The sequence below is a fragment of the Geodermatophilus sp. URMC 60 genome (genome assembly GCF_053502585.1).
In genome coordinates, this window is sequence record NZ_CP199958.1 from 4,661,080 (window position 1) to 4,683,979 (window position 22,900).

The window sequence follows — 22,900 nt, forward strand, 5'->3', positions numbered from 1 at the left end:
CCGGCCCGGCGGGGGTTCGGGTCAGGCGGTCTCGCGCCGTCGCTGCGACCACATCTGGGTGGCGCGCTCGAAGTGCAGCGCGGCCTCCCAGCCGATCCCGGGCGGGCCGGCCTCGGTGCGGAACGAGCGGACCGCCTCGCGGGCCAGCTCCGGGTCCTTGGCCGCGCGGCCGGCGAGCTCCAGGGCGAGGTCCTCGACCTGGTCGTCGGGAACGGCCTTCCACGCCAGGCCGATCTCGGCGGCGCGCACACCGTCGATCTCCTCGCTGAACAGCCCCATAGCGGCGGTGGCCTCGCGGCCCGCCGTCCGGCTGCTGATCGTGAAGTAGCCGCCGCCCGGGTGCAGGCCGATGCGCAGGAAGCCGGCGAGCAGCCGGGCGCTCTCGGAGACGATGCGCAGGTCGGTGGACAGCGCCAGGTTGATGCCGGCGCCGACCGCGGCGCCGCGCACCGCGGCGATGGTGGGCACCTGCAGGGTGCCCACCCGCCGGAAGGCGGTGTAGACGGCGCCGAGCTCCTTGTAGGTCTTGTCCTCGGCCTGGTCGCTGCCCGGCGTCCAGCGCCGGCGGTCGGCGCCGGAGCAGAAGGTGCCGCCCGCGCCCCGGACGACGGCCGCGCCGATCGCGGGGTCGGCGTCCACCTCGTCGCACAGCTCCGAGAGCTGCAGCCCCATCTCCGGGGTGAGCCCGTTCCTGACCTCGGGCGAGTCGACCGTGAACACGGCGACGCCGCCGTGCCGCTCCAACTGGATCTGTCCCACGGGGGGTGTCCTACCTCTCTGCTGGGGGTGGTCTGCGGAGCCAGAGCTTGCCTACTCGCCCACCGGCTCCCGCGAACCGGTGGTGCGCACCAGGACGTCGACGGCGGTGGCACCCCGGCCGCGCGGCGCCACGATGAGCGGGTTCACCTCGAACTCGGCCAGCCGGTCGCCGGCGGCCACCGCGGCCTGCGACAGCCGCACCACCGCGTCGACCGCGGCCGGCACGTCGGCGGGCTCGGCGCCGCGGAAGCCGGCCAGCAGCGGCCAGGCCCGCAGGCTGCGCAGCATCGCCCACGCCTCCTCCGGCGAGACCGGGGCCAGCGCGGACGCGAGGTCGCGGTACAGCTCGGTGGTCACCCCGCCGAGCCCGACGGTCACCACCGGCGGGAACCCGTCGCGCCCGGCGGTCACGGCGAGGATCAGCTCGGTGCCCGGCGGCACGAGCTCCTGCACGTGCACGCCCTCGACGACGGGGACGTGGTGGCGGCGTGCCGAGTCCAGCAGCTCCGTGAAGACGGCCTCCGCCTCGTCGGGGCCGACGCCCACCCGCACCCCGCCGACCTCGCTCTTGTGCGCCAGGTCCGCGGCGGCGAGCTTGAGCACGCCCGGGCCGGGCAGCGCCGCGACCGCCTCCCGCGCCGCCTCCGGCGTGGTCGCCAGCGTGGACGACGGCTGCGCGATGCCGATCGTCCGCAGCAGCGCGGCGCCGTCCACCACCGGGGCCGCGAGCAGCGCGCGCACCTCCGCGGCCGGGACCTCGGGCACCGGCGGCAGCGGCGGAGGGGTACCGCGGTGTCGCGGCGGTGCCAGCCGCGCGGCGACCCGGGTCAGGTCGCCGACCGAGCCGAACACCGGGACGCCGGCCTCGCGGAACACCCGGCGGCCCTCGACGGTCAGCTCCTGCCCGGCGATCCAGCCGACCAGCAGCGGGCAGGACAGCTTGGCGGCGGTTACCACGAGGTCCTCGGCCAACCGGGCGCCGTCATCGCCGACGACCATGGTCACGAGGACGGCGACGACGTCCACCGCGTCGTCCTCGGCGATGATCCGGCAGACGTCGCCGAAGGCGTGCGCGCCCCGGTTGAACAGCTGCGCGGTGACGTCCACCGGGTTGGCGAGCGCGCCGAAGGGCGGGATCAGCGGGCGCAGCCGAGCCTGGGTCGCCGCCGACAGCTCGGGCAGCTGCAGGCCGACGTCCTCGCTCTGGTCGGCGGCCAGGCTGCCGGCCCCGCCGGAGGTGGTGACGACGGCGACCCGCGACCCCTCCGCCGGCTTGCCGGCGGCCAGCACCGCGGCGACGGCGAGCAGCTCGTCGATGTCGTCGACCAGCACCACGCCGTACCGCCGCGAGGTGAGCACGAAGGCGACGTCGTCGCCGAGCATCGAGCCGGTGTGGCTGGCCACCGCGCGACGCCCGGCGCTGGAGCGCCCCGAGCGCAGCACGACCAGGTGCTTGCCGGCCTCGTGCGCGCGGCGGGCCAGCTCGGCGTAGGCCGCGCCGTCGCCGGTGGCCTCGACGTAGAGCATCAGCACCCGCACCGTCGGGTCGGCCAGCAGGTGCAGCGAGACCTCGGTCAGGTCGAGGTCGGCCTGGTTGCCGGTGCTGAACCACGCTGCCAGACCCAGCCCCATGTCGGTGGCGAGGTCGAGCACCGAGCCGCCGACCGCACCGCTCTGCCCGACGTAGGCGACGCCGCTGCCGGAGGTCAGCGGCCGGTCGGCGGCGGCGGTGAAGGTGGCCACCACGCCGGTGGGCGCGTAGAGGAAGCCCTGGCAGTTCGGCCCGAGGACGCGGACGCCGGTCTCCCGCGCCACCGCGGCCAGCCGCTGCTGCAGCGCCACCCCCTCGGGGCCGACCTCGGCGAACCCGGAGGCGTAGACGACCGCCGCCTTCGCGCCGACCGAGGCGGACTGCCGGATCGCGTCCTCGACCCGGTCGGCGGCGACCAGCACGAGCACCAGGTCGACCGGGCCCGGGACGTCGGCCAGCGTCGGGTAGCAGCGCCGGCCCACGAGCTCGGAGTAGTTCGGGTTGACCGGGTGGATCTCGCCCTCGTAGCCGTGCTCGACCAGGTAGCGCAGCGGCCGGGACATGTTGTTCTCCGACCGGCCCGAGATGCCGAGCAGCGCGATCCCCCGCGGTCGCAGCAGCGCCTGCAGGCCGTCGTCCTGCGGGTGCGGCGTCGGCACGGCCATCGGGCGGCACGCCTCCTCGGGGGGACGACAGCGGGACTGTCCAGCAGCTAAGTTGACATCGACGTCAATGTCAACGATGACGGTAGGAGGTGGTCCGTGGACCCCGGGACGACTGCCCCGCCGACCCTGCCGACGACCGAGCGCGGCCGCCGGATGCGGGCCCGGCTGCTGGCCGCCGCCCGCGAGGTGTTCGAGCGCGACGGGTTCCTCGAGGCCCGGGTCACCGACATCTCCGCGGCGGCCGGCGTCGCGCACGGCAGCTTCTACACGTACTTCGGCTCCAAGACCGCCGTCTTCCGGGCGCTGATGGCCGAGACGATGGACGACCTCTACGCCTCGATGGGCACCGGCCGCGAGCCCGGTCCGCCGGACGGCTCACCGGAGGAGGTCGCGGTGCACCGCATCGACCGGGCCAACCGCCGGTTCGTCGACACCTACCGGCAGAACACCGCGCTGATGGCGCTGTTCGAGCAGGTGACCACGTTCGACCCCGAGGTCCGGGCGCTGCGCCAGGCCGCCCGGGAGCGCAACGTCGGCCGCGTCCGGCACAGCATCGAGCAACTGCAGCGCGACGGCCTGGTCGCTGCCGACCTCGACGCCGAGTACAGCGCGCACGCGCTCGTGGCGATGGTCAACGGGCTGGTGCACTACTGGCTGGTGCTCGACGGCGAGTTCGAGCGCGAGCGCCTGGTGGCCGCGCTGACGCGGCTGTGGGCGCAGGCCCTCGGTCTGCCCGTGCGCGGCTGACGCTGCGGGGCCGCCCGGCCCGCGTGGTGACGACGGCCGTGCGGCGCGATCGAGGAGTGCCGCTCAGAGGGTCTACCGTGCTTCCTCCATGAGCGAGACTGCGAGCGCAGCGGCGGTCGGCAACCCCGACGTGTCCCTGCGCTATCCCGGTGGAGAACTGCCCCTGCGCGTGGTCGCGGCCACGGAGGGCGCCGATGGCCTGGACACCGGCAAGCTGCTGGCCACGACCGGACAGGTGGCGCTGGACATCGGCTTCGTCAACACCGCGGCGTGCACCTCGGCGATCACCTACATCGACGGTGACGCCGGGATCCTGCGCTACCGCGGCTATCCGATCGACCAGCTGGCCGAGCAGGCGAGCTTCGTGGAGGTCAGCTATCTGCTGATCTACGGCGAGCTGCCCACCGCCGACCAGCTGGCCGACTTCGACTCCCGGCTGCGCCGGCACACCCTGCTGCACGAGGACCTCAAGCAGTTCTTCCGGGGGTTTCCGCGCGATGCCCACCCGATGCCGGTGCTGTCCTCGGCGGTGAGCGCGCTGTCGACGTTCTACCAGGACTCGCTGGATCCCTTCGACGCCCGGCAGGTGGAGATCTCCACGCTGCGGCTGCTGGCCAAGCTGCCCACGATCGCGGCCTACGCGTACAAGAAGTCCGCCGGGCAGCCGTTTCTGTATCCGGACAACTCGCTGGGGTTGACCGAGAACTTCCTGCGGATGACCTTCGGGTTTCCCGCCGAGCCCTACGAGGTCGATCCCGACATGGCCGCGGCGCTGGACATGCTGTTCGTGCTGCACGCCGATCACGAGCAGAACTGCTCGACCTCCACGGTGCGCCTGGTCGGGTCCAGCCAGGCCAATCTGTTCGCCTCGGTGTCGGCCGGGATCAACGCGTTGTTCGGTCCGCTGCACGGCGGGGCCAACCAGTCGGTGCTGGAGATGCTGGAGTCCATCCAGCGCGAGGGCGGGGACATTCCGGCGTTCGTGGCGCGGGTGAAGAACCGGGAGCCCGGGGTCAAGCTGATGGGCTTCGGGCACCGGGTGTACAAGAACTACGATCCCCGCGCGGCGATCGTGAAGAAGACGGCCGACCAGGTGCTGGCCAAGCTCGGTGGCAACAACGAGCTGCTGGACCTGGCTCGGCAGCTGGAGGAGATCGCGCTGTCGGATGACTACTTCGTCGAGCGCAAGCTCTATCCGAACGTGGACTTCTACACCGGGTTGATCTATCGGGCGATGGGCTTTCCGACGCCGATGTTCACCGTGCTGTTCGCGCTGGGCCGGCTGCCCGGCTGGATCGCCCAGTGGCGGGAGATGATCAACGATCCGGCCACCAAGATCGGCCGCCCCCGGCAGGTCTACACCGGCGCCACCGAACGCGCCTTCGTCCCCCTCGACCAACGCTGACAGAACACCCCCGTCCACCCCGCGCTTCGCGAGCTCAGCGCGGGGTGGGCGGGGGTCCTTCCACTGCACCGGCCGGCCTGGGTCGGACGGCTCAGCCGCCGACGATCCGCGTCGACAGCGAGCCGATGCCCTCGATGCTCACGGTGACCTCGTCGCCGGCCTGCAGCGGCCCGACGCCGGCCGGGGTGCCGGTCAGCACGACGTCCCCGGGCAGCAGCGTCATCGTCTGGCTGACCCACGACACGCACGCGGCGACGTCGAGCAGCATGTCCGCGGTGGTGCCGTCCTGCTTCACGTCCCCGTTGACCGTGGTCCGCAGGGACAGCGCCGACGGGTCGACGTCGGTCTCCACCCACGGGCCGAGCGGGCAGGACCGGTCGAAGCCCTTGGCGCGGGTCCACTGCTTCTCGGCGCGCTGCAGGTCCCGCAGCGTCAGGTCGTTGGCGACCGTGTAGCCGAGCACGACGTCGGCCACCCGCTCGGCCGGGACCCGCGTGCACTCCTGCCCGATGACGACCGCCAGCTCGCCCTCGAAGTGGAGGTTCTGGGTGTCCGGCGGGTAGGGCACCTCGGCGTCCGGGCCGACGACCGACGTCGAGAACTTGGCGAACACGACCGGGATCTCCGGCACCTCGTTGCCCAGCTCCTTGGCGTGCTCGGCGTAGTTGCGGCCGAGGCAGAGCACCTTGCTCGGCTCGACGGGGGCGAGGAGCCGCACGTCCGACAGCGGGGTCCGCTCCCCGGTCGTCCGGACCCCGTCGAAGGGCGAGCCGTCGAGCCGGACGACGACGGCCTGATCCCCCTCCCCCTCGACCAGGCCGTACGACGCGGGGCCACCGGCGGCCGGGGTGTAGCGGGCGATGCGCATCAGATGGCCCGGACCATGCCGCCGTCGACCAGGAAGTTCTGGCCGGTCGTGTAGGTGTTGGCGCCGGAGGCGAGGAAGGTGACGACCTTCGCGAACTCCGCGGCGGTGCCGTAGCGCCCCAGCGGGATCCCCTTCTCCGACTGGGCGCGCACCTCCTCCACGGGGATCCCGGCCTGCTTCGCCCGGTTGGCGTCGAGGGTGGCGACGCGGTCGGTGGCGATCCGGCCGGGGCCGACGGTGTTGATCAGCACGCCCTCGGGCGCGAACTCGACCGCGAGCGACTTCGCCAGCCCCAGCAGGGCCACCCGGTAGGTGTTCGACAGCAGCAGGTTCTCGATCGGCTGCTTGATCGACGACGACGCGATCGTGACGATCCGTCCCCACCTCTGCTCGCGCATGTGCGGCAGCACCGCCCGGAACAGCCGCACCGTGCTCATCAGGTTCAGGTCGTGCGCCAGGTACCACGTGTCGTCGTCCAGCGCGTCGAACCCGCCGGGCGGCGGGCCGCCGGCGTTGTTCACGAGCACGTCCACGGCACCGAGGCGCTGCTGCGTCTCCTGCACCAGGCGGGCCAGGTCGGCGGCGTCGGCGACGTCCGCGGCGCAGTGCTCGACCTGCGCGCCGGTGGCGCCCGAGATCTCGGCCGCGGTCTTCGCCAGCTGCTCCTCACCGCGGCTGGAGATCATCACCTTCGCGCCCTCGGTGGCGAGCTGGGTCGCGGTGGCGCGTCCCAGGCCCTTGGAGGCGGCGGTGACCAGGGCGACCCGGCCGGTCAGTTCGAGGTCCATCGGATGTCCTCCGTCGTCGTTCGGGGAGTCGGCGCGCGGCGCTCAGGCCACGGGGTTGGTGAGCTCGCGGAAGCCGGTGATCTGCACACCTGCGGTGTCGCCCGAGCGGATGTGCACCGCCCCCGGCGTGCCGGTGGAGATGACGTCGCCGGGCAGCAGGGTCATCACCCGCGAGTGGAAGGCGACCAGCCACCAGGGCCGGAAGGTCATGTTGGAGACGACGTTGCGCCGGTGCACCTGCCCGTTGTGGATCGTGGCGACCTCCAGCGCGTCGACGTCGTCCACCTCGTCGACGGTGACCAGCTCGGGGCCGAAGCTGAAGAAGGTGTCGAAGCTCTTGGACCGGGTGAGGTAGCGCGGGTTCTTCTCGAGGATGTCCTCGGCGGTCATGTCGACGACCGTGGTGAAGCCGGCGACCACCGAGGGGGCGTCGGCCTCGTCGACGTCCTTGCACTCCCGGCCGATGACCACGCCCAGCTCGCCCTCGGCCGTGGTGCGCTGCGACTGCGGCGGGATCCGGATCGGGTCGCCGGGGCCGATGATCGCGGTGTCGGGCTTCAGGAAGCTGGCCGGCTCGGTCGAGGGCGCCTTCTCCGAGAGGTCCGCGGCGTGCTCGACGTAGTTCAGCCCGATGCCCCAGATCTTGCGCGGGCGCCGGTAGAGCGGCGCGTAGGCCAGCTGCTCCTGCGGCACGACGAGCTCGTCGAGCCGGGCGGCGTCCTGGCCGGCGACCCAGTCGCGCAGCTCCTCGACCCGGCCGCGCTCGAGCAGCTCCTGCACCGTCCCCGGCCAGTCGGTGCCCAGGGCGTCGTTGAGCGCCGGCAGCGGCACCGCGCCGCCCGGGCGCACCAGCGCCCCCGGCTCCGCGCCGTCCAGCCGCAGCGTCGTCAGTCGCACGGAGGTGTCCTCTCGCAGGCGGGCCACGGGCGCGCAGCAGCGCGACCCGCGGTGGGGATGGGGGCTACAGGCCGACGGCGGCGATGAGGTCGTCGAGCTCGGCCAGGGTGAGCTCGTCGACCGGCGGCGCCGGGAAGCGGGCGTGCGGCGAGGCGATGGCCCCGCGCCGGGCGAACACCTGCTTGCGGATGGTCACCCCGCCGACACCGAGCTGGGCCTCGTAGCGGATCAGCGGGAGGTAGCGGAAGAAGAACTCCTGGGCGCCGGCGCGGTCGCCGGCGACGAACCGCTCGTAGGTGCCGACCAGCACCTGGGGGAAGCCGAAGCCGGTCATGATGCCGTCGGCCCCGCGGAGCAGCTCTTCGTAGAGGTAGAGCCCGCCGAGGCCGCCGAAGACCCCGACCGGCCCCTTGGCCTTCTGCCGCACCGCGGTGATCTTCGGCAGCGTCGGGGTCTCCTCGAGCTTGAGGTAGCGGCAGCCCTCGATCTCGTCGAGCAGCCGCACGAGGAAGGGCGCCGGCATGACGACGCCGGTGTTCACCGGCTCGTCCTGCACCACGACCGGCACCGACACCGCCTCGGCGACCAGCCGGAAGTGCTCGAAGACCAGGTCGAGGTTCCGGGTGTTGTCCGGCGGGGCGAGCATGACCGCCGCCGCGCCGGCGTCCTCGGCCCGGCGGGCGTACTCCAGCGCCATGCGGGTGGCCCGCGCGGAGACGCCGGCGACGACCGGCACCCGGCCGGCGGTGGCCTGCAGGTAGCGCCGCAGGACGCGCTCGCGCTCGTCGTCGAGCAGGCGGGCCGCCTCGCCCATGATCCCGAGGATGGTCAGCCCGTGCGCCCCGGCGCCGAGGTAGTCCTCGACGAGGCTGTCGATGCTGCCCTCGTCGACGTCGCCGTCGTCGGTGAACGGGGTGAGTGTGATGGGCAGCACACCCGTGAGGGCGGTCACCGGGAACTACCCTGCCGGTGGGAGCAGGACCGGGGAGTTCGGCGCGCGACGGAGATCACATCGGCACCGTAGCCGCCCGCCGACGACCGCCACCACACCCGCCCACCGCAGCGCCGCGGGCGGCCGAGAGGACGGAGAGCGATGCCGCTCCAGCGATACGCCGTGGTCGGGGGCGGGATCATCGGGACGGCGGTGGCGCGGCGGCTGCTCGCCCGCCACCCGGACGCCGTGGTGACCGTCCTCGAGAAGGAGCACCGGCTCGCCGCCCACCAGACCGGCCGCAACAGCGGCGTGGTGCACGCCGGCCTCTACTACGAGCCCGGCTCCCTCAAGGCCACGCTGTGCCGCCGCGGGGTGTCCCTCCTCCGCGAGTTCTGCGCCGAGAAGGGCCTGCCCTACGAAGAGATCGGCAAGGTCCTCGTCGCCCTGGACGGGGCCGAGGAGGAGCGGCTCGGCGCGATCGCGGAGCGGGCCCGCGCCAACGGCGTCCCCGGCGTCCGGGTGATCGACCGGGCGGAGCTGCACGAGCTCGAGCCGCACGTCGCGGGCATCGCCGCGCTGCACTCGCCGACCACCGCGATCGTCGACTACGTCGCCGTCACCGAGCAGCTCGCCGAGGAGGCCCGCAAGGCCGGGGCCACCGTCCGCACCGGCTTCGAGGTCGCCGGTCTGCAGTCCGCCGGCGGGGAGGTCGTCGTCGCCGGCACCTCCGGCGAGGAGGTCGTCGTCGACCGGGTGGTGCTCTGCGCCGGACTGCAGGTCGACCGGCTGGCGCGCCTGGCCGGGGACGACGACGCCCCGCGGATCGTGCCGTTCCGCGGTGAGTACTACGCGCTGCGCCCGGAGAAGCGGGCCCTGGTGAACGGCCTGGTCTACCCGGTGCCCGACCCGCGGTACCCCTTCCTGGGCGTGCACCTGACCCCGCGCGTGGACGGCGAGGTGCTGGTCGGCCCCAACGCCGTCCTGGCGCTGGCCCGCGAGGGCTACCGCTGGCGGGACGTCTCCCCCGCCGAGCTGGCCGCGATCGCCCGCTTCCCCGGCTTCCGGCGCTTCGCCCGGCGGCACTGGCGCACCGGTCTGGCGGAGATGCGCGGCTCGCTGTCCAAGCGGGCGTACACCGCCGCGGCCCGCCGCTACGTGCCCGAGCTGACCGTCGAGGACATGGTCCCGGCCACCGCGGGGATCCGGGCCCAGGCGCTGGACGCCGACGGAGGCCTGGTCGACGACTTCCGCATCACCCGGCGGGGCGCGGTGGTGGCCGTGCGGAACGCCCCCTCCCCCGCGGCGACGTCGTCCCTCGCGATCGCCGAGCACCTGGTCGACCTGCTGCTGACGGAGGACACGTCACTGTGAGCAGGGCGGCGTGAGCGCGCGCCGGGAGCGCCCCGCGGGCTCGGTCCGTGCGGCGACCGCCGCGGTCACGGTGACGACCGCGGGCGTGCTCCCGGCCTACCTGGTCGGCGTGCTGTGGGTGCAGGTGAGCGCCGACCTCGACGTCGGCCCGTCGCTGCTCGGCCTGCTGGTCGCGGCGTTCTTCGGCACCTCGGCGGTGTCGGCGCTGTCCGCCGGTGCGCTGGTGCGGCGGCTGGGCACCGTGCCGGTCGTGCGCCTGTCCGGGCTCACCGCGGCGCTCGCGATGCTGGTGGTCGCGGTCGCCGCCCGCGACACCGCCGTCCTCGTCGCCGCGCTCGTCGTCGCCGGGTGGGGCAACGGCGTCGGGCAGCCGGCCAGCAACGACCTCATCGCCCGCTCGGTGTCGGCCGACCGGCAGGGCCTGGCCTACGGCCTGAAGCAGGCGGCGATCCCGCTGTCGACGCTGCTCGCGGGCGCGGCGATCCCGCTGGTGGCCATCCCGCTGGGCTGGCGGACGGCGTTCGGCCTGGGCGCCGTCCTGGCGCTGCTGGTGGTGCTCTCCGTGCCCGGCCAGCGGCGGCTGGGCTCGGCCGGTGCGTCGTCGGCGCCCTCGGAGGCGGCGGGGCCGTTCCACCGCGGGCCGCTGTACGTGCTGGCCGCCGGGCTGATGCTGGGCGCTGCCACCGGCAACGCGCTGGGCTCGTTCTCCGTCAGCACCGCCGTCGCCGGCGGCATCGCCCCCGCGACCGCCGGCGTGCTCGCCGCGGTGGCCAGCGGGGTGGGCGCCCTGGCCCGGGTGGTGGCCGGCTGGCTGGCCGACCGGGTGCGCACCCGCTGGCTGCTCGTCGTCGCCGCGCAGATGTCGCTGGGCGGGCTGTCCTACGCGCTGCTGGGCACCGGCGTCGAGTCGCTCATCGCGGTCGGCGTGGTGGTCGGGTACTGCACCGGCTGGGCGTGGGCGGGCCTGTCGACCTACGCGGTCACCCGCATGCACCACGGCATGGCCGCCCAGGCGACGTCGATCACCCAGGGCGGCATGGGCCTGGGCGCGGCACTCGGGCCGCTGGCCTTCGGCGCGGTCGTCTCGGTGAGGTCCTACGCCGTCGCCTGGACCGCGACCGCGGCCCTCGCCGTCGTGGGCGGGCTGGTGATCGTCCTCGGCCGGCACCTGCTGCTGCGCGACCGTCCCGCGCTGGTGGCCGCGCACCGCCGGCGCCGGGCCGCCGCCCGGGCCTGAGCGCGCTCACCGTTCCGGCAACGCCGACGGTTCCCGCTGCTCGTGCGCGGCTACGTCAGGAGCGCCTGGTCGGCGTTCGCGAGAGCCAGGGCGAGTGAGGCGACGGCCAGGGCGAGGTAGGCGCCCGGGAACGCGAGGTTGTGGAAGACACGGGCCCGGACGTGCGTGGCGACGGCGCCGATGTAGAAGGCGACCAGGCCGACGGCCGCAGCCACACCGAGCGGTGGCGCGGCCACGAGGCCGACGACGAGCCCTCCGGCCCCGGCCAGCTTCGCCGTGGCCAGGAACGGCAGCCACGACCGTGGCACGCCGACCTCGGCCATGTTCGCGAGGACGAAGTCCGCTCTCGCGTAGTCCGCGATCGCGACGCCGACGTTGAGCAGGGCCGTGATGACGACGACCACGAGGTAGGCGCTGGACACGTCGATGCTCCTCAGGGGATCCGGCGGGGCGAGGTGGTGCGCCGCGTGGGCTCAGGCGACCTGCAGCAGCGCGAGTCGCCGCGGGTGAGCGATCACGTCGTAGCCGGCGATCCGTCCTCCGACCAGGTGGAAGACCAGCACCGCCTGCAGTTCCTGGTCCGTGCGCACGGCGATGGCCGGCCGGCCGTCGACGGAGGCGAGGCGGGCGTGCCGTGCGTTGGCCTGCAGGGCGCGGGTCTCCGCGACGACTGCCCGGGCACCCGCGATCCGCAGTGCCACGCCGGCAGGGACGGCCTGTGCGTCGGCCGTCCGGACCACGCCGGGAGCGAGGAGCCGGAGCAGCCCGTCGGTGTCCCCCTGCTGTGCCGCTACGAGGAACGCCTCCACCACACGACGCGCCTCCGCGGTGTCACCGGGAGTCGGCCCGACCCGTCCCCGGACGCGTTGCCGTGCTCCGCTGGCCAGCTTCTTGGCGTACCCCTCGCTCGTGCCGAGGACGTGGGCCACCTCCTCGAACGGATACCCGAAGACGTCGTGCAGGGTGAGCGCGACGCGTTGCGGCGGGCTGAGCTCCTCCAGGACCACCGTGAAGGCCGTCGCGAGTTCGCCGGCGAGCAGGGCAACGGCCTCGGGCTCCTCGTGCGTGGGAGTGGAGCCGCCGAGGAAGTCGGCCGGTTCGTGCGGCACTTCCCGATGGCGGCGGAGGTGGTCGATGCACAACCTGCTCACCACGGTCGTCAGCCAGGCCGGCACGTTGCCGACGTCGGAGGTGTCCGTGCGCTGGTACCTGATCCAGGTCTCCTGGACCGCGTCCTCGGCGTCGGAGTCGGAGCCGAGGAGACGGAAGGCCACAGAACGCAGGTGCGCACGCTCGCGCTCGAAGACGGCCGTTCGATCCCCGTGCTCCGACGCGCGATCACGATCCATGGGGACCGGACGTCCTGTCGGGCAGGTGACGCAGGGAGTCATGGGCATCGACCTGCTCGACGACCGTCGGGCGGGGGCACCCGCCGAGGCCACGGTCGCCACCCTCGTCCGTCGACGTCTCGAACAGGGTCATCCGTCGTGTCGTCACCGTCGGCACTCCTGTCTCCCGGTCGGGGACCACCGCTCCTTCGACGCGTCCGGGGACGAAAAGGTGACCCTGTTCCCGCGAGGCGGCTCACCCGGGAGGAGCGCTACCCGGTGGCCTCGGGGCCGGATCGACGCGACCGCTCCGTCGGGTGGTCACGCGAAGGGGTCGGTGGCCCGGCGCAGGGCGGCGCCGGCGTCCGTGGCGACCGGTTCCCCGTGGCCGAAGCAGGCGACCTCGACGTCCATCGACGCGAGTCGCTGCAGGGACGCCCAGGCGCGGGCACGGTCGGTGTTGAACGGGCCGAGCACGACCTGCCCCTGGTGCTCGGCGACGGTGTCGCCGGTGATCAGCACCCCGTGCTGCGGCAGGTGCAGGGCGATGCTGCCCGGGGTGTGACCGGGCACGCCGAGGAGCACCGCGCCCCCGGCGAGGTCCAGGACGTGCCCGTCGTCGACCTCCTGGTCCACCCGGCAGGCCGGCGCCGGCTCCAGGTCGGCGGCGACGGCGGCGTGCAGCGCCTGCTCGGTCGCGGTGAAGGACGGCGGCGGTCCGGCGACGTCCCGGCGGACGAACGGGGCGTCAGCACGCCCCACGACCACCTGCGCGCCCGCCCACGAGGCGATCTCCGCCGCCGAGCCGGCGTGGTCGTCGTGGAAGTGGGTCAGCACGATGCGGCGCAGGTCCTGCCGGTCCAGCCCGAGGGTCCGCAGCGCCGCGGCGACCGCGGGGCTGCTGCCGGGCGGGCCGGTGTCGACCAGGGTGACGCCGTCAGCGTCGTGCCACAGGTAGGCGTTGGCGATGCCCAGCCGCAGCAGGTGCAGGCCCGGGACGACCTCGAGCACGTCCATGTCCGGACGCTAGAGGGCCGCGACGGCGTCCCGCTCGCGTGTTCGCCGAGGGGAGACAGCCGACCGGGGCGGCCTCAGCCGCGCACGGGCCAGGCGACCAGCGGCGGCAGTTCCCCGCCGTGGCTGCCGCCGGCGTGGGCGACGGCGGCCAGCAGGAGCGCCAGGCCGTCGCGGTCGAGGCCGGCGGCGAGGTCACCGAGGTCGACCGGCTGCCCGTCGGCGAGGGAGGCCGCCGCCCGGAGCAGCCGCAGCTGACCGCTGCTGCCGCCGATGCGCCCGGCGCGCAGTGCGGCGTCGAGGTCGGGCCAGGCGACCTGCGCCCACAGCCCGCCGCCGTCGACGTCGCCGAGCAGGCAGATCAGGCCGGCGCGCCGCAGCTCGGGCAGCCAGTGCCCGGCGTTGGCGAGCAGCAGCACCGCGGCCTCGGCGGAGTAGTCGCCGACCGCGGCGCGCAGCAGGGCGTTCTCGACCTCGACGAGGTCCAGGTCGGTCGCCCTGGGCTCGAGGATCACCGCGTTCCCTCCCCGGAGTCCGTGTCGTCCGTCGCCGACACCCTGCCGGAGGGGTACGACGGTTCCGGGCCGTCCCGGCTCAGCCGGGCAGGGAGCGCAGCACCTCGAGCGCGTCGGCGAGCGTCGGTGGCACCTCCCCCGCCCGCCGTCCGGCCCGCTCGAGCCCGCGGGCGGTGTGCTCCTGCCGGGCCACCAGTCCCGCCGACATGAACGGCGCCACGCCGGTGCCGGCGACCGTGTCGCGCACCATCCGGGCCTCTCCCTGGCGGCGTCCGGCGTGCGCGACGTGGGTGGTGACGAGCATGGTGGCGAAGTCGCGGGTGGACCAGCGGTCGAGCGTCTCCTCGACCATCGCGAGCAGCGGCTCGACGACGTCCAGCTCGCGGGCGGCCAGCAGCGCCTCGGTCCAGAGCCCCTCCAGGCCCTTGACCACGACGCTGCGGAGCATCTTCAGCGCCGCCGCGGCCCCCACCTGCTCGCCGACGACGGCGGCGGTGAAGCCGGCCGCCGACAGCAGCCGGGCCGCCTCCGGGGCGTCCGGCCCGGCCAGCGAGATCGGGATGCGGCTGCCGTCGAGCCGGATGCCGCCGCCGGTCATCACGCCGTCGACCACGCGGGCGGTGGGCAGGGCGGCCGCCACGGCCTGCTTGACCTGCGGCGCGGTGGAGTTGAGGTCGACGTAGAGGACGCCGTCGCCGGCGACGGCCGCGTACCCCTCGGCCGCCGCGAGCGCGGTGGCCGGGGTGACCAGCGAGAGGACGACGTCGCGGTCGGCGAGCCCTGCGACGTCTGCGACCGGCTGCGCGCCCGCCGTCCGCACCGCCTCCGCCAGCCCGGGGCCGCGTTCCGGGTCGAGGAGGACCCGGTCGTGCACCGCCAGGTCGGCGCCCGAGGCGGCCAGCGCGGCGCCGATGACCCGGCCGGCCTCGCCGAAGCCGACCAGCCCCCACCGGGCGCTCACGGGGCCACCTCGGTGCCCACCCGCACCTCGGTCAGCGCGGCCGACACCCACGAGCGGTCCCACGTACCGGCCGCGATGGAGGCGAACACCGCCTCCTCGGCGCGGGCCTGCTCCTCGCCGGCCGCGACGACCTCCGCGATCCGCTCGTGCGGCACGACCACGACGCCGTCGGCGTCGCCGACCACGACGTCGCCCGCGCGCACCACCGTGCCGCCGGCGTGCACCGCGCCGCCGATCTCGCCCGGGCCGTCCTTGTACGGGCCGAGGTGGTTCACGCCCCGCGCGAAGACCGGCACGGCGCCCGCGGCCAGCCCCTCCACGTCGCGCACGGCGCCGTCGACCACGAGCGCGGCCAGCCCCCGGGCCGCGGCGTAGCGGGCCATGATCTCGCCGAGCACCGCCCGGTCCAGCGCGCCGCCGCCGTCGACGACGAGCACGTCGCCGGGTCCGGCCAGGTCGAGGGCGCGGTGGACGACGAGGTTGTCCCCGGGTCTCGTGCGCACGGTCAGCGCGGGCCCGGCCACCCGCGGCCAGCCGGCGCCGGGCACCCGGTGCACACCGCAGACCCCGCCGGTGCGGGCCATCGCGTCGGACAGGGTGCTCGTCGGGATCGCCCGGCAGCGCTCCAGCAGCGCCGGGTCCGGACGGGGGCCGGGCGGGTGCAGCCGGCAGGTGCTCATCGGACGGTCCTCCTCGGGATCGGTCGGGTCGGGTCGGGGACGGCCGCGGCGCGACGCCGGCGTCCGCGCAGCCGGGTCACCGGCAGGCCGCGGGCGCGGCGGACCATCCGGCGGCTGACCCGGACGGTGACCGCACCGGCCAGGCTCAGCGCCGCGGCCGTGAGCCAGGCCGCGGAGTAGGACCAGGTCTGCGCGACGACGCCGAACAGCAGCGGACCGGAGGCGGCGCCCAGCGACAGACCGGTCTGCACGAAGCCGGTGACAGACGCCGCGGCGCCGCGGTTGTCACGGATGACCGCGAAGTGGAACAGCCCGGTCCACGCCCAGCCGGCGCCGTAGGCCAGCACGCTGCCGACGACGAAGGCCGGTACCGGGCCGGCGGCCAGCAGGGCGTAGCCGAGCGTCCCGGCGGTGAGCAGGTTGGCGATGAACAGGTAGGCGCTGCGCCCGGGGTGCCGGTCGGCCCACCACCCGAAGCCGATCCGGACGACCAGCCCCAGCACCGAGCAGGCCGCGAACAGCAGCCCGGCCGCGCCCGCGTCGATGCCGGTGGCGACCGCGGAGTCGACGAGGAAGACCCCGGTCGGGGTGGCCGCGGCCGAGCCGAGGAACCCACCCACGGTGAGCACCACCAGGCCGCCGCGGGGCAGTCCCCTGTCCGGCGCACGGGGGGCGGGGGCCGCGCCGGCCCGAGGCCCGGCGTCCCGATCGCCGGCGAGGGAGGCCAGCAGCAGGACGACGGCGAGTCCGACGGCGCCGGCGACCGCCCACCGCCAGCCGAAGACCAGCGCCACCCCCGGGACGGCGAGGCCGCCGAGCAGCGTCGCCGCGGGGATCGAGGACTGCTTGATGCCGAAGGCGACGCCGAGCCGGTGCTCGGTGACCAGCTCGGAGACGACCGCGTTGGCCGACGGCTGCGCGACGGCGTTGCCCAGGCCGCCGATGGCCAGCCCGGCCATCAGCGCGGCCGGCGAGCCGGCCAGGGCGATGACGGTGAGCGAGGTCGTGGCGAGGGCCGCGGCCAGGGCGGCCCCGCGGCGCGACCCGAGCCGCTGCACCAGCCGGCCGCCGGGGCGGGCGAGGCTGCCGGAGACGGTGAACAGCGTCGCCGCGGCCAGGCCGAACAGGCCGAGGCCCACCTCCAGGTCGGCGCGGATCTGCACGGCCAGTGCGCCCACGAGGAAGGCGGGCAGCACGCCGAGCACGGAGACGGCCACCGCTCGGAGCACGGCGCCCACCGCCGCCGGGGACCGGGCGCGCCGGTTGCGGACAGCGGTGCGCCGGCCGGGATCGTCGGGGTCGGCGTCCACCCCTCCGGCCGGGTCAGCCACGCGCCCCGACCGCGAGCGGCCGGCCCACCTGCCCGCCCAGCGCCTCCAGCGCGCGGTGCGTCCCGGCGTCCAGCGGAACGCCGTGCCGGCGGCGCAGCGCGCGCTCGGCGGCCGACCGCTGTCCCGGCGTCCGGACCGGCAGCTCCGGGTCGACCGGAGCCAGCGCCCGCAGCCCGGCCAGCAGGCGCGCGGCTCCGCTGCCGATGGCCTCCGGGTCGCCCAGCCGCGCCGGGTCGAGCACGACGACGAGGTGGCTGGTGTCCGGCGGCCGGGCGCCGGACCTGAATGTCAGGTTGCCGACCCCCGGGCCGGTCGGCCCACCGGCCAGGACCGCGGTCAGGAGCTCGACCAGCAGACCCAGCCCGTAGCCCTTGTGACTGGACCGCTCGCGGTCGCTGCCCAGCGGCAGCAGCGCACCCTTGCCCGGATAGACCGCGCCGGGGTCGGTGGTGTCCTGCCCGTCCGGCGTGAGCCCCCAGCCCAGCGGCACCGGCTTGCCCAGGCGCAGCGCGATCTCGAACTTGCCGCCGGCGACCGCGGAGGTCGCCATGTCGAAGACCATCGGCTCCTCGCCGGCGACCGGCACCCCCAGCGCCAGCGGGTTGGTGCCGAGGTAGGGCCGCATCGCCCCGGTGGGCGCGACGATCGGGCCGGTGTTGGTCGCCGCCAGCCCGACCAGCCCGAGCCTCGCCGCGTCGTGCACGTAGCAGCCGCTGGCGCCGTGGTGACTGCTCCTGCGCACGTTGACCCAGCCGACGCCGTACCGCCGGGCCCGCTGGACCGCCTCGTCGAACGCGAGGGTGGTGACCGGGTGGCCCAGCAGGTTGCCGCCGTCGACCAGCGCCACCGCGCTCCCGTCGGAGTGCACGCTCGGCTCGCCGTCGACGGCGATCACACCGTTGGCTATCGCGCCCACGTAGGCGGGCAGCCGGGCGACACCGTGCGAGTCGATGCCCGACAGGTCGGCGTAGGCGAGCACCCGCGCGGCGTCGCGGGCGTGGGACGGTCGGACCCCGACGGCCTCGAGCACCTCGACCGTCCACGTCTCCAGGACGTCGGCCGGCACGCGCACCGCCGGCTCCCCGAGCACCTCCACCGCCTCCGCCCCGGCCGGCTCGGCGGACGGGGAGGCGGGGGCCGGCGACTCCCCCGACCCGAACGCGGCGAGGACGGCGTCGGCCACCTCTCCGGTCGACGCCGCCGCTCCGCCCTCCGGCACCAGGTCGTAGGTCCACGGGCCCGAGCGCAGCACCACATCGACCGCGGCCCGCACCCGGTCGCCGGCCTCCCGGGTCGCGGGGAAGTGCCGCAGCAGGGCGGCCAGCGCGAGGAAGCCGCCGAGCGGGTCGACCTGGTTCCGCAGCGCCCGCCGCGGCGCCGAGCCGTGCGCCGGCTCGAACAGTCCGACGCACCGGCCGCGGGCCGGCTCGCCGGGGTGCAGCGAGGCCGAGCCGCACAGCGCCGGGGAGCCCGCCCGGCCGGCGGCGAGGTCGGAGAGGATGTCGCCGAGTAGGCCCTCGGTGACGAGGACGTCGGGCACCGGGGCGCCCGAGCCCAGCTCGAACGCCGCGCGGTCGACGTACCGGTGCTCGACCTCGACGCCGCGCTCGCGGGCGACGTCGCCGGCGACCTGCCGCCAGAGCCGGCCGGTCGCGTAGAGGTTGGCCTTGTCCACCGAGACCAGCCGCCCCCCGCCCCGCCGTCCCAGCACGTCGCAGGCGGTGTGCACCACCTCGGCGACCCGCTCCCGGGTCAGCCGCAGCACGTCGGCGGCCTCGCTGCCGTCCTCCCGCAGCACCCGGTCATCCGCGCCGCCGTACGAGCCGCCGATCAGGTTGCGGACCACGGTGAGCTCGCCGCCGTCGCCGAACGGGATCTCGCGCACCGAGATGCGCAGGTCGTAGCGCTCGCGGAGCCGGTGCAGGGCGACCTCCGGGCGCGGGCAGACCTCGGCCGGCACGCGCGGGTCCTCCCCCACCGCGCCGAGCAGGACGGCGTCGGCGGCGTCGCAGGCGGCCAGCGTCCCGGCCGGCAGCACGTCTCCGGTCGCCGCCGCGGCGCGGGCGCCCACCGGCCAGGGCCCGGTGACCTCGACCATCCCGCGGTCGGCCAGCCGCTGCAGCAGCCGCGTGGGCCCGTCGAGCACCTCCTCGCCGACGCCGTCCCCCGGCAGGAGCGCGACCCGGATCACCGGAGCACCAGCTCGCGGCCGACGGTGGTGAGCGCCCGCTCGGTGCCGGACTCGCCCAGGCACGCCTCCAGCCGGGCCAGCCAGCCGGGCAGCGCCTGCGCCATCGTGGGGTGGTCGGCGTGACCGAGGTCGCCGCCGAAGGCCAGCTGGTCGTGCGGGTAGACCTCGCCGAGCGTGGTCGACGGCGGCCCGTCGGTCGTGAGGATGTCGGGCAGGATGCCCAGCTCCAGCACCACGCCGAGCCGGGCCAGCTCGGGCGCGGCGGCGTCGTCCCACCCCAGGAACGGCATGCGCGGGTGGTTGAACAGCATCCGGCGCACCCCGGCGGCCGACGCCGCGCGGAAGAGCACCAGCGCCTCCGCGCAGGTGAGGTGGCCCGAGGCCAGCACCAGGTCGGCTGCTGCGACGACGTCGAGCACGTCCTGCCACGCGGGCAGCAGCGCACCGGCGTCGTCCAGCACGTCGACCTGCCGGAAGGACAGCGTCCGGTGCACCGAGAGCTCGGGCGCGGCCGCCGACGCGACGTGCGCAGGTGCGGAGACCGTCGGCATCCAGACCACGCGCCCGCCGAGCCGGGCGGCCACCTCCACCGCGTCGGGGTTGGCCCCGCCGACCGGCGAGTTCAGCACGATCCCGCCGACCACCTGGACGCCGTCGGTCTCCGACCGGCCCGCGGCCAGTGCCGCGCGTTCCACCGTCGACCCCTCGTGCGCCTTGAGGACGGCGAGGTCGACCCCGACCCGGGCGTGCGCGCCGACCACCTCGTGGTCGAGGCCGTGCCGGGCGACGAGGCTGGGCGCCCCGTGCACGTGCAGGTCGGCGACGCCGGAGATGAGCCGTGAACTCACCGCTCCGTCCGCGGACGGTCGGCAGCCGTGGCCCCGGCTACGGGGGACGTCGGTGGCGCGGCCGGTCGTCCGTCCGCCGAGCCGCTCGGCACGTCCGGCGTCCCGGCCCCGGGCTCCGCACTCCCCGGGTCGTCGTCCGGCGTGGCCCGGCGGCGGGTGACCAGGTGCACGACCACGCCGGCGGCGATGAAGCCCGCACCGACGGCGATGAACATCGGGGTCATGACCAGCAGCGCGATGGCCGCGATGAGGAACAGCAGCCGCTCGGGGAGGCGCGCCGGGCCGAGGAGCCAGGCGCCGGTGACGACCGCCAGCGAGGCGACGGCGAAGACGGAGGTGACGAAGGCGATCAGCACCGTGGTCGTGCCGCCCTCGAAGAGCAGCCCGACGCCGCGCGGGGAGAGCACGAAGATGAACGGCACGAGGAACGCCGGCAGCGTGTACTTCCACGTCAGCCACATGGTCTTGACCGGCTTTCCGCCGGTGATGGCCGCGGCGGCGAAGGGCGAGAGCGCCGTCGGCGGCGAGACCTCGCTGAGCACCGCGTAGTAGAAGATGAACATCGCCGCGGCGAACGGCTCGACGCCGACCTGCTGCAGCGCCGGCGAGATGACGACGAACGAGATGATGAAGCTCGCCGTCACCGGGACGGCCAGGCCCAGCAGGACGACGACCACCGCGGAGAAGATCGCGGTGAGCACCACGTTGCCGTTCGAGAAGTCGACGATGATCCCGGCCAGCCGCAGCGCCAGCCCGGTCAGGGTCATGACGCCGACGATGATGCCGGCGACGGCCATCACGGGGATGACCGACAGGGCACCGGTCGCACCCTGTGCCAGCGCCTCCCACAACCGCCGCGGCGTGATCCACGACCGGCGCTCGAGGAAGCTCAGCAGGAACGCCAGCACGGTGGCGTAGACGACCGCGCGGAACGGCGTGAACCCCAGCACCAGGAAGAAGACGATCGAGGCCAACGACGAGAAGTGGTAGCCGAAGCGCAGCAGCAGCTTCCAGGGCGACTGCGTCTCGATCGCCACGGTGTGCGTCTTGTGCCGCCGGGCGTCCATCTCGATCGCCAGGATGATCCCGAGGTAGTACAGGATCGTCGGGATCGTCGCCCAGATCAGGACCTCCAGGTAGGAGACCTGCAGCAGCTCGGCGATGATGAACGCCGCCGCGCCCAGGGTCGGCGGCGACATGATCGCGCCGATGCCGGCGGCCGCCAGCACGCCGCCGCCGGCCTCCTTCGGGTAGCCGGCCCGCTTCAGCAGCGGCCAGGAGATGCCACCGAGGGTGACGGTCGTGGCGACACCGGAGCCCGACACCGTGCCGAGCAGGAAGCCCGACAGCGTCACGGTGCGGCCGGGGCCGGCCGGGGACTGCCCGAAGGCGGCGAAGGACAGGTCGATGAAGAACCGGGTGGCACCCGACGCGGCCAGGACGGCGCCGTAGATGGTGAACAGGATGATGTAGGTGGCGGCGACCTCCAGCGGCGTGCCGAAGATGCCCTGCAGGCCCATGACGTTGTGCCCGACCAGCCGTGGCCAGCCGAAGTTCGCCGTGGTGAACGGCGCCGGCATGAACGAGCCCCAGTACGCCGAGGCGATGAAGAGCAGGACGACGACCGGGACCAGGACGCCGACGGTGCGCCGTGCGGCCTCCAGGCACAGCAGGATGAGCAGCGTGCCGATGATCAGGTCGGTGTCGGTCGGCAGGATCGCGCGCCGGAAGAAGCCCTGCCAGTCCGACACCATGTAGAGGCCGGGCACGAGCGAGAGGAGCGCCAGCAGCCAGTCGACGACGTTCGGGTGGTCCTGCTTGCCGGCCTCCTTGGCCTTGGCCGACCGCGGCCAGCCGCGGTAGGTGAGGAAGGTCAGGAACAGGCCGATGGAGAGGAACATCGGCAGGTACACCTGCCGCGGGATCGGGTTGAAGACCCAGTAGAGGGCGAAGAGGGACAGCCCGACGCCGATCACCGCGGTGACCCAGCTGGGCCAGCCGGTCAGGTGGCGCGCCGGCTTCTCGGCCTCGAACTCCGCGATGAGCGCCTCCTCGTCGATCCGGTCGGGATCGTCGAGCGGCTCGGCGTCGGGGCGCCTGTCCAGGGTGGCGACGTCCACGATGCCGCCCTGCCGGTGCGCGGCGTGGTGGGCGGCCTTGTGGACGGTGTCGTGCCGCAGGTGCTCGGCGCGGGCCTGCTCGTCCTCGGCCGTACGCGGCTGTGCGCGGCCTGGCAGCTTGATCTTCATCGCTCGATCTCCAGTAGCACGGTGGGGTCCTCCCCGGTCACGAGCCGCCAGATCGGGACGGGATCGGCGCCCGGGGTGTACAGGGTGCGCTCGCCCAGGTCGGTCGCGGCGATGTTCAGGACGTCGAAGACGGCGAGCCGGGCCGGGTCGGGCTCGGCCACGTGCGCACGGCGGTCGCCGGACGGTGCCGGCCGGGGGGCACCCGGGACGGCGTAGTACTCCTCGAGCACGGCCACCTGGTCGGCGGCCAGCTCGACGAGCTCGAAGCGGCCGTCGGGGCGGACGCGGTACCGCTCCTCGGCCAGGGTGGTGTACACGCTGTTGCGGTAGCCGACGGCGAAGCGGTCCCCGGTCAGCGGGACGCTGGCGAGCACCTCGCCGTCCGGCGTCCGGACGACGACCGCCCGGCCGTCGGACCCCGCCGGCGCGGCCGTGGTCGCGGTGACCACGGCGGCCACCACCAGCGCGACGGCGGCCGCCCACCGGAGCGTGCGCCGGCGGGCCGACGTGCCGCCGGGGCCCGCGGCACGAACCCCGGACCCCGACAGCACGACCACGACCGGCTCCTCCTGCGCCCGCTC

The 22,900-nt window shown here is 74.9% G+C and carries 21 protein-coding genes; 4 read left to right on the forward strand and 17 right to left on the reverse strand.

What is annotated here, in order from left to right:
- Positions 1 to 21 precede the first annotated feature (21 nt).
- Both ACWIX3_RS21945 and ACWIX3_RS21950 read right to left on the reverse strand, forming a co-directional pair.
- Complete coding sequence (locus tag ACWIX3_RS21945; RefSeq protein ID WP_448609464.1) at positions 22 to 759, reverse strand: enoyl-CoA hydratase/isomerase family protein; 738 nt, start codon at positions 757 to 759, stop codon at positions 22 to 24.
- 51 nt (positions 760 to 810) lie between these two features.
- Positions 811 to 2,955 carry an acetate--CoA ligase family protein gene (locus ACWIX3_RS21950; RefSeq protein WP_448609465.1) on the reverse strand — a complete coding sequence of 715 codons (2,145 nt, stop codon included), beginning with the start codon at positions 2,953 to 2,955 and terminating at the stop codon, positions 811 to 813.
- A gap of 96 nt (positions 2,956 to 3,051) precedes the next feature.
- On the opposite strand from ACWIX3_RS21950, the gene ACWIX3_RS21955 reads away from it, so the two are divergent.
- Positions 3,052 to 3,702: a TetR/AcrR family transcriptional regulator gene (locus ACWIX3_RS21955; RefSeq protein WP_448609466.1), complete on the forward strand. Its 651-nt coding sequence runs from the start codon at positions 3,052 to 3,054 to the stop codon at positions 3,700 to 3,702.
- 88 nt (positions 3,703 to 3,790) lie between these two features.
- Positions 3,791 to 5,107, forward strand: coding sequence for a citrate synthase (locus ACWIX3_RS21960; protein ID WP_448609467.1), 1,317 nt, complete (start codon positions 3,791 to 3,793; stop codon positions 5,105 to 5,107).
- A gap of 91 nt (positions 5,108 to 5,198) precedes the next feature.
- Here the strand turns inward: ACWIX3_RS21960 and ACWIX3_RS21965 are convergent, their stop codons facing one another.
- The 4 genes from ACWIX3_RS21965 to ACWIX3_RS21980 form a co-directional block, all read right to left on the reverse strand.
- Positions 5,199 to 5,975: a fumarylacetoacetate hydrolase family protein gene (locus ACWIX3_RS21965; RefSeq protein ID WP_448609468.1), complete on the reverse strand. Its 777-nt coding sequence runs from the start codon at positions 5,973 to 5,975 to the stop codon at positions 5,199 to 5,201.
- Positions 5,975 to 6,763 (reverse strand): SDR family oxidoreductase, encoded by a 789-nt coding sequence (locus ACWIX3_RS21970; protein ID WP_448609469.1) that lies wholly within the window; start codon positions 6,761 to 6,763, stop codon positions 5,975 to 5,977. Before ACWIX3_RS21970 ends, ACWIX3_RS21965 begins: the two co-directional genes overlap by 1 nt.
- Before the next feature lie 42 nt (positions 6,764 to 6,805).
- The gene (locus ACWIX3_RS21975; RefSeq protein WP_448609470.1) at positions 6,806 to 7,660 is read right to left on the reverse strand and encodes a fumarylacetoacetate hydrolase family protein; all 855 of its coding nucleotides are present in this window, start codon (positions 7,658 to 7,660) and stop codon (positions 6,806 to 6,808) included.
- A gap of 64 nt (positions 7,661 to 7,724) precedes the next feature.
- Positions 7,725 to 8,612, reverse strand: a complete 888-nt coding sequence (locus ACWIX3_RS21980; RefSeq protein ID WP_448609471.1) for a dihydrodipicolinate synthase family protein — start codon at positions 8,610 to 8,612, stop codon at positions 7,725 to 7,727.
- Between the two features lie 141 nt (positions 8,613 to 8,753).
- On the opposite strand from ACWIX3_RS21980, the gene lhgO reads away from it, so the two are divergent.
- Both lhgO and ACWIX3_RS21990 read left to right on the forward strand, forming a co-directional pair.
- Positions 8,754 to 9,965, forward strand: a complete 1,212-nt coding sequence (gene lhgO, locus ACWIX3_RS21985; protein WP_448609472.1) for an L-2-hydroxyglutarate oxidase — start codon at positions 8,754 to 8,756, stop codon at positions 9,963 to 9,965.
- A 10-nt stretch (positions 9,966 to 9,975) separates the two neighbouring features.
- Entirely contained in the window at positions 9,976 to 11,202 is a 1,227-nt protein-coding gene (locus ACWIX3_RS21990; protein ID WP_448609473.1) for an MFS transporter, read from the forward strand.
- A 50-nt stretch (positions 11,203 to 11,252) separates the two neighbouring features.
- Here ACWIX3_RS21990 and ACWIX3_RS21995 read toward each other — a convergent pair whose 3' ends face one another.
- The 11 genes from ACWIX3_RS21995 to ACWIX3_RS22045 form a co-directional block, all read right to left on the reverse strand.
- Positions 11,253 to 11,624, reverse strand: coding sequence for a DoxX family protein (locus ACWIX3_RS21995; protein WP_448609474.1), 372 nt, complete (start codon positions 11,622 to 11,624; stop codon positions 11,253 to 11,255).
- 51 nt (positions 11,625 to 11,675) lie between these two features.
- Positions 11,676 to 12,551: a sigma-70 family RNA polymerase sigma factor gene (locus tag ACWIX3_RS22000; RefSeq protein ID WP_448609475.1), complete on the reverse strand. Its 876-nt coding sequence runs from the start codon at positions 12,549 to 12,551 to the stop codon at positions 11,676 to 11,678.
- Between the two features lie 300 nt (positions 12,552 to 12,851).
- Positions 12,852 to 13,547 carry an MBL fold metallo-hydrolase gene (locus ACWIX3_RS22005; RefSeq protein WP_448609476.1) on the reverse strand — a complete coding sequence of 232 codons (696 nt, stop codon included), beginning with the start codon at positions 13,545 to 13,547 and terminating at the stop codon, positions 12,852 to 12,854.
- A gap of 74 nt (positions 13,548 to 13,621) precedes the next feature.
- Positions 13,622 to 14,059 carry a hypothetical protein gene (locus ACWIX3_RS22010; protein WP_448609477.1) on the reverse strand — a complete coding sequence of 146 codons (438 nt, stop codon included), beginning with the start codon at positions 14,057 to 14,059 and terminating at the stop codon, positions 13,622 to 13,624.
- Positions 14,060 to 14,138: 79 nt separating this feature from the next.
- Positions 14,139 to 15,020 carry a DUF1932 domain-containing protein gene (locus ACWIX3_RS22015; protein WP_448609478.1) on the reverse strand — a complete coding sequence of 294 codons (882 nt, stop codon included), beginning with the start codon at positions 15,018 to 15,020 and terminating at the stop codon, positions 14,139 to 14,141.
- Positions 15,017 to 15,700, reverse strand: coding sequence for an RraA family protein (locus ACWIX3_RS22020; protein ID WP_448609479.1), 684 nt, complete (start codon positions 15,698 to 15,700; stop codon positions 15,017 to 15,019). The genes ACWIX3_RS22015 and ACWIX3_RS22020 overlap by 4 nt, the downstream gene beginning before the upstream one ends.
- Complete coding sequence (locus tag ACWIX3_RS22025) at positions 15,697 to 17,031, reverse strand: MFS transporter (RefSeq protein WP_448609480.1); 1,335 nt, start codon at positions 17,029 to 17,031, stop codon at positions 15,697 to 15,699. The genes ACWIX3_RS22020 and ACWIX3_RS22025 overlap by 4 nt, the downstream gene beginning before the upstream one ends.
- Complete coding sequence (locus ACWIX3_RS22030) at positions 17,024 to 19,222, reverse strand: Ldh family oxidoreductase (protein WP_448609481.1); 2,199 nt, start codon at positions 19,220 to 19,222, stop codon at positions 17,024 to 17,026. Before ACWIX3_RS22030 ends, ACWIX3_RS22025 begins: the two co-directional genes overlap by 8 nt.
- Positions 19,219 to 20,070, reverse strand: coding sequence for a DUF6282 family protein (locus ACWIX3_RS22035; RefSeq protein ID WP_448609482.1), 852 nt, complete (start codon positions 20,068 to 20,070; stop codon positions 19,219 to 19,221). Before ACWIX3_RS22035 ends, ACWIX3_RS22030 begins: the two co-directional genes overlap by 4 nt.
- A complete protein-coding gene (locus ACWIX3_RS22040; protein ID WP_448609483.1) occupies positions 20,067 to 22,319 on the reverse strand; it encodes a TRAP transporter permease in 2,253 nt (750 codons plus the stop codon). Before ACWIX3_RS22040 ends, ACWIX3_RS22035 begins: the two co-directional genes overlap by 4 nt.
- On the reverse strand, positions 22,316 to 22,876 hold the full coding sequence (locus tag ACWIX3_RS22045; RefSeq protein ID WP_448609484.1) for a hypothetical protein: 561 nt from the start codon (positions 22,874 to 22,876) through the stop codon (positions 22,316 to 22,318). The genes ACWIX3_RS22040 and ACWIX3_RS22045 overlap by 4 nt, the downstream gene beginning before the upstream one ends.
- Positions 22,877 to 22,900 lie beyond the last annotated feature (24 nt).